Annotated in this window: 6 protein-coding genes and 2 pseudogenes; 2 read left to right on the forward strand and 6 right to left on the reverse strand. The window is 40.5% G+C overall.

Annotated features, from left to right (window positions below; genetic code table 11):
- On the forward strand, positions 1-376 hold a 376-nt coding region (ureG, locus tag DV63_RS11115), incomplete at its 5' end, for an urease accessory protein UreG (protein ID WP_020982383.1).
- Positions 376-1161, forward strand: coding sequence for an urease accessory protein UreD (locus DV63_RS0209070; RefSeq protein WP_001099485.1), 786 nt, complete (start codon positions 376-378; stop codon positions 1159-1161). The genes ureG and DV63_RS0209070, both read left to right, overlap by 1 nt.
- Before the next feature lie 71 nt (positions 1162-1232).
- Here the strand turns inward: DV63_RS0209070 and DV63_RS11120 are convergent.
- From DV63_RS11120 to DV63_RS11145, 6 genes and pseudogenes are all read right to left on the reverse strand, one after another.
- Positions 1233-3667: pseudogene (locus tag DV63_RS11120) on the reverse strand (FtsK/SpoIIIE domain-containing protein).
- Complete coding sequence (locus DV63_RS11130) at positions 3664-4014, reverse strand: hypothetical protein (protein WP_000491249.1); 351 nt, start codon at positions 4012-4014, stop codon at positions 3664-3666. Before DV63_RS11130 ends, DV63_RS11120 begins: the two are co-directional and overlap by 4 nt.
- Before the next feature lies 1 nt (position 4015).
- Positions 4016-4441: an SMI1/KNR4 family protein gene (locus tag DV63_RS11135; protein WP_000447904.1), complete on the reverse strand. Its 426-nt coding sequence runs from the start codon at positions 4439-4441 to the stop codon at positions 4016-4018.
- Positions 4411-5783: pseudogene (locus DV63_RS18220) on the reverse strand (HNH endonuclease signature motif containing protein). The gene DV63_RS11135 and the pseudogene DV63_RS18220 overlap by 31 nt, the downstream one beginning before the upstream one ends.
- Positions 5784-5912, reverse strand: coding sequence for a hypothetical protein (locus DV63_RS18600; RefSeq protein ID WP_017179697.1), 129 nt, complete (start codon positions 5910-5912; stop codon positions 5784-5786).
- Between the two features lie 9 nt (positions 5913-5921).
- The coding region (locus DV63_RS11145) for a hypothetical protein (protein ID WP_020982384.1) at positions 5922-6084 on the reverse strand (163 nt) is incomplete at its 5' end.

Genomic DNA, 6084 nt, shown 5'->3' on the forward strand with positions numbered 1-6084 from the left:
TTCTATGAATTTAGAAGCCGTAGAAGAAATGCATGGCCGTTTCCCTGATTTGGAATTGCTTTTGATTGAAAGCGGAGGCGATAACCTTTCAGCGACTTTTAACCCAGAGCTAGCGGACTTTACGATTTTTGTGATTGATGTGGCTGAGGGCGATAAAATCCCCAGGAAAGGCGGGCCAGGAATCACGCGCTCAGACTTGCTTGTCATCAATAAGATTGATTTAGCCCCCTATGTGGGAGCGGACTTGAAAGTCATGGAAAGGGATTCTAAAAAAATGCGCGGCGAAAAGCCCTTTATTTTTACAAATATCCGCGCTAAAGAAGGCCTAGACGATGTGATCGCTTGGATCAAGCACAACGCTTTATTGGAAGATTGATGAACACTTACGCTCAAGAATCCAAGCTCAGGTTAAAAACCAAAGTAGGGGCTGACGGGCGGTGCGTGATTGAAGACAATTTCTTCACGCCCCCCTTTAAGCTCATGGCGCCCTTTTACCCTAAAGACGATTTAGCTGAAATCATGCTTTTAGCGGTAAGCCCTGGCATGATGAGGGGCGATGCGCAAGATGTGCAATTAAACATCGGTCCAAATTGCAAGCTAAGGATCACTTCGCAATCCTTTGAAAAAATCCACAACACTGAAGACGGGTTTGCCAGCAGAGACATGCACATTGTTGTGGGGGAAAACGCTTTTTTAGACTTCGTGCCTTTCCCGTTAATCCCCTTTGAAAACGCGCATTTTAAGGGCAACACCACGATTTCTTTGCGCTCTAGCTCTCAATTGCTCTATAGTGAAATCATTGTCGCAGGGCGAGTGGCGCGCAATGAGTTGTTTAAATTCAACCGCTTGCACACCAAAATCTCTGTTTTACAAGATGAGAAACCCATCTATTATGACAACACGATTTTAGATCCCAAAACCACCGACTTAAATAACATGTGCATGTTTGATGGCTATACGCATTATTTGAATCTAGTGATCATCAATTGCCCCATAGAGCTGTCTGGTGTGCGAGAATGGATTGAAGAAAGCGAAGGAGTGGATGGGGCAGTGAGTGAAACCGCTAGTTCTCATTTATGCATGAAAGCTTTAGCGAAAGGCTCAGAACCCTTATTGCATTTAAGAGAAAAAATCGCTCGTTCCATCACGCAAAAGGTTTAAAAGCGCTTCAAAAAGATTAAATTCCTTTAGTCTTTTTAACCCCTCTCTTTTTTTAACCCCCTTTTTTGACCTTATAAACTAAAAGGCCTGAATTCAGTATGGCTGTCTTTAGAAAGCTCTATAAATAGCGCGTTGAGTTTGTTTGTCAATGAAGGCAAATCGTTTCTGATAGCGCTCAAGTTCTCACCATTACACATAAAAGCCAGGCGTTGTTTGAAGTGGTTGTTTAACAATTCTTTTAACTTGACAGAATCGTAATTAGCTTGAATCTGTTTGAAGTCATGCGCAAAGATGATGCAATACCGCTCGTTGTCCGTAGCTTTTTCTAAAAACGATTTTAATTTTTCCACCCCTATTTTGTCGTGCAATTCTTTGGCTTCGTTTAAATTGTCTACCATCAGCACGCTGTTAGGGCTCATGGTGGTGTCTAAAACACTCCCTAGAGGGCTTTGCATGGGTGTGATGTGGTGTTTTTTCAACCCATCAAGTTCTCTCACAAGGCGTTTTTCGGCGTTGTAGAAGAGCAGCTCTTTGTTGGCGGTCTTGAAATTTTGAGCGAAAAGCTTCATTAAGGCGATGCGAGTGCTTAAATCCTGGCTCACCACCAGCAAATGCGATTCGTTACTTTCAAACTCAACTATCAAGTCCTTTTGCTCATAATCCGCTTCTTTGCCCAGATGCAAACGCATTTCATTAGCCTTAAGGATGCTAGGCATTTCTAAAGCCGTCTCGCCATTATAGATTTTATGCTCTATGGGTACGAGATTTCTTTGGTTAAATTCTGCATGGATTTTTTTGATAAACGCTGTGAAATCATCAGGGGCTTTAGGGATACTCATCTTGGTGTGGTATTTTTGATGCCCTCCGTTGTTGTTGAAAATGCCTTCTGGCCTGACAAGCTCACAAGCCGCATCGTCATTATTCAAAATACTATTGCTGTCTTCTGCGTCCATAGGTAAAGCGATGCGGTTGGCGATTTGAGCCATAAGGCTTTTATTGATGTCAGTGCTGCGCATGGTTTGAGTGGCTAAAATTAAATGCACCCCATAGCTACGCCCTTTTTTGAGAATGGTGGTTAAATACGCCTCCACTCTGTCTTTTTCTCTAATGGAACCATCGCTAAAAAGCACCTGAAATTCATCAATCACTACGATAAGTCTTGGCATTCCGCCATGCTTTCGGTAATCGTTTAAATCTTTCACATTAAATTGTTTGAACAGATTGGCTCTTTTTTGCATTTCTTTACAAAGCCAGCTTAAAAAACTCATGCCAAAACTTACCGAACCCGCCACGCTCACCAACCTCGCATGCTCTAAAATCGTCGGGTTTGTGTGTGCGTTAAATTCCACCCTCTCTTTATAGTCTAATAAAAAGAGTTGGACCTCATTAGGCGCATAGCAGAAGGCTAGGTTTTGGATCAACACATGCAAGAAATTGGATTTCCCGCTCCCGCTGCGCCCGCAAATGAGCGTGTGGTTTTGCGCTCCACCGATCTCAAAACACACCTCTTTGTGGTTAATATCCCACCCCATTGGCACAGACACTTCAGATTGAGAGCTTTCAGTCCAAAATTCTTGGTCTCTTTGCAAGTCTTTCAGCTCCCTCTTGACTGCTTTTTTTTGCTCGTAATACGTTTTGATTTTATCAGCGAAGTCTTGCATGTGTTGGGATTGGATCCCATGATCATTGATCACTTCTACATTAAGATATTTTAAGCGCTCAAAACTTGTCCTGTCTTTAAAAAACTCCGCATAGCGTTTCAAATCTTCTGCGGGTTTATTGTTTTTTTCGCTCTCCAAATTGACAAAGCTCAAAACCCCATTTTTAGAGCCAAAGCGCATGATTTTTTCCAAATAATAAAGCGCTTCTTTACTCAAGGCATCTACCCCGCTTAAAAAAGCGCTTTTAAAGGCAAGCGGTCTTTTTCTTTTTCATTATAATGTGCAAAATCTTTATAACCGGCTAATTTTTCTTGCAAATTAACCTTTAAACACTCATACAAATGCTTTAGGGCTTCTTCTATTTCCTTGCTTTCGGTTAAAATCCTTTGCTGGTAAATAAAACCATTGTTTTTATCTAAAAGCCGCCGCGCCAGATTGAAAATACCCCCCAAACTCAACGCATCAACTAAGATCACTTCTAATTGCACCAAGGGCACGCTGGAGAGTAAGCACATGAGCATTTCTCTTAAAAACTGCCCGTCTTTTTCATGCTCTATATACAAGCTTTTAGGGGGGAAAGGATACACTTTAGGCAATAAAAAATCTGTATTAGCGCCGTTCTTGCCTTTGATTTCCAACAAACCGCAGCTCAAAAATGGGGGGTAAGTACTCGTTTCATTGAATTGCGGCGCGTCTGTGAATTGCGCTTGAATCTGCCTGATACTCTTTTGTATTCCTCTATTTGTGAAGCGATCGGCCTAAGAAAACTCTCTGGCTCTTTTTTTAGGGACAATTTTATCTAAGGCGTCGTCCAGTTTTTGCAACAATGCATTGATTTCAATCATTCTTTATCCTTAGATTTTAAATATTCATCATAGCGTTTATTGGCTTCTTTTTCATGCTCTTTGGCTTCACGCACAAGCTTTTCAATCTCGCTTGGTGAATGGAAATTCATATCAATTCGCTTCATCAAAGACTTGGCGTCTTCAATTTGCTCGTTAATTCTTCTTCTTTGGCTTTGAGTGTCTTGCTCTAAATTTTCTAAATCATGCACGATTTTTAGCATGCTCTCTAGCACCTCATCTCTGATTTTCTGCCCTAAATCATCTTGCATGGCATTTTCTGTAAAATCATCGCAAATCTTTCTTAATTCAAGGGTGCAACCCTCCAAATAAACTTCATGAGAAAACATTTTAACCCCTTGATTCCAGTTTTTTCAAAAATATTTTAAGGTGCAACAGCGTATGTTTTAAGCCATCATCAGTGTCTAAAAACAGCACCACATCGCTAGCCGTATTCAAAAGATAATACCCCCCATACCCGTCATTAGCAAAGATGATTTCTTCAGGCTCTAACCATTCTTTTAAACTCTGCATAAAATCAATAAATAAGCCCTTGCCCTCTAAATTGAAGTTCAAAACATGTTTGAATGTGTAAGACTTATTGCCCACCATAAAAGAACGCCATTGGCTAAAACCATAGTTTGATCGTTTGACAAAGTCCTTAAACGCATCGCTCAACCCCATTTTTAGTTGATCTTCTAACCCACTCAACGCGTTTTCATTGAGCGGCTCTACAAATTCCCAATTCAGTTCTGAGTTTGCAGGAATTGTTTCCATAGTAAGTATCCTTTCGTGTGTTTCACGCTTAATAATAATTCTTCTCTCACCAACGCCAAGTTCCCTAAAACATTCGCGTCAAAATGCCACAAATACCCCTTAGGAATGAATCCTTTTGCGATCTGTTCTAGTTCTGTCGCATCAAAGCCCAAATCCCTATTTTTAAGCGCGGCTTCTAAAGCCTTTAAGGCATGATGAGCACATGCGGGTTTATCTAAATTTTCTAAAGGCACAATGGCGCTAAAAACGCTATCAAACTCCGCTAAACACAACTCATTAAAGCGGACTTCTTCCGGATAGGGGTTTTGATCATCTACCATAAAGCCCTCTTTTTCTTTTTCTAAAAACTCGCCATAACCCAACGCTTGTTTCTTATAATTTTCATACCGCTCTAAGATAGGCGCTATTTTTTGGATCAAATTTTCTGTAGCGCGCTCTAACTCTGTTTCCAAGTTGTTAAAAGCTTCGTTTATAGCGTTCAAATCGTTGGGGGATTCTTTGATTTTTTCGCCAAAGTCTTTTAAAGCTTTCTTGCAATTTTTAACGCAACGCTCTTTGGCTAACGACAAGCTTTCATCATAAGAAGGCACGCCTAAAGAACTCGGCATTAAATCCTCTAAATTTTTCTCAAACTCTCGCTCTTTAGAGCTTGCCATGCGTTCTAAATCATCGCTAGACAAGGCGTTAGTTTCACCTCTAAAGCCTGGCATTAAATCCTCTAAATTCTTTTCAAATTCTTGTTCTTTAGAGGTTATCATGCACTCTAATTCATCGCCAGACAAAGCGTTATGATGGATTTTATCTTTCAAATCTGCATATAAAGAAAAGCTAAAATCTTCCCTTAAATCTTTCAAGCGCTCATCAAAAACGCTTTTTTTAGGGCTATAAACAATCGTAGGGCTTTCAAAATCGCACTCTTTTAAATTTCTGGGGGCTCGATATTGTATTCGTTATCTATCGCTTCACTCGCTTGATTCAAACGCTTGATAAATTCCTGGTGCTTATCGGTATAAAAGTTCAACGACTTTTTAACGCCCTCCCAAGCTCTCTCTACAAGTTCCACGCTCGCTTTGGCTTGAATAGAGTAGATTTCAAGTGCTTGAACTAACAGCTCCACATTCCTTTCCCATTTTTCTGTGTTTTCTTCCATATAATTTAAAGCCTTATCACAAGCTTCAGCACCCAGTTCAGCAGGTGGGAAAACTCTCGAAACCATATTACAAAAACTTCTCGCACCCTCTAAAAAGAAACTCCAAAAGCCACCTTGATCTTTTTTGGCTTTTTTTAATTCTTCTATAGCGCCTTGCAACTGGAGTTCAATTTTTTTGCGTTCTACTAGGATTTATCGCGCGTATCCGTCAAGGTTTTTGATGAATGGAGCGCATCTTTCTTCTTGCAAGGATCCCTTAAAATCCCTGCATTTTTTAACGATTTCTTTGACTTCTTCTGTGTCCGTTTTCCATTCAGCCATGAATCATCCTTAATAATCTTCTTCTAAAACCCTAATCCTCTCTTTAAGCCATGCGATTTGCTCTTGCGCGGCTTCATCAAACTCGTTGAAAGTGCTTTTCAAGTTGTCTAACATCTCGCTGAATTTGTCTCTTCTAGCGTCTTGCCATGAATCCAAACTATGGAAATGGCTG

It is taken from the genome of Helicobacter pylori FD535 (assembly GCF_000296015.2).
GTDB classification, from domain to species: domain Bacteria; phylum Campylobacterota; class Campylobacteria; order Campylobacterales; family Helicobacteraceae; genus Helicobacter; species Helicobacter pylori_CT.

Coding starts and splice junctions, on each gene's coding strand:
- DV63_RS0209070 (WP_001099485.1), top strand. CDS start 376: ATGAACACTTACGCTCAAGAATCCAAGCTCAGGTTAAAAACCAAAGTA.
- DV63_RS11130 (WP_000491249.1), bottom strand. CDS start 4,014: ATGTTTTCTCATGAAGTTTATTTGGAGGGTTGCACCCTTGAATTAAGA.
- DV63_RS11135 (WP_000447904.1), bottom strand. CDS start 4,441: ATGGAAACAATTCCTGCAAACTCAGAACTGAATTGGGAATTTGTAGAG.
- DV63_RS18600 (WP_017179697.1), bottom strand. CDS start 5,912: ATGGCTGAATGGAAAACGGACACAGAAGAAGTCAAAGAAATCGTTAAA.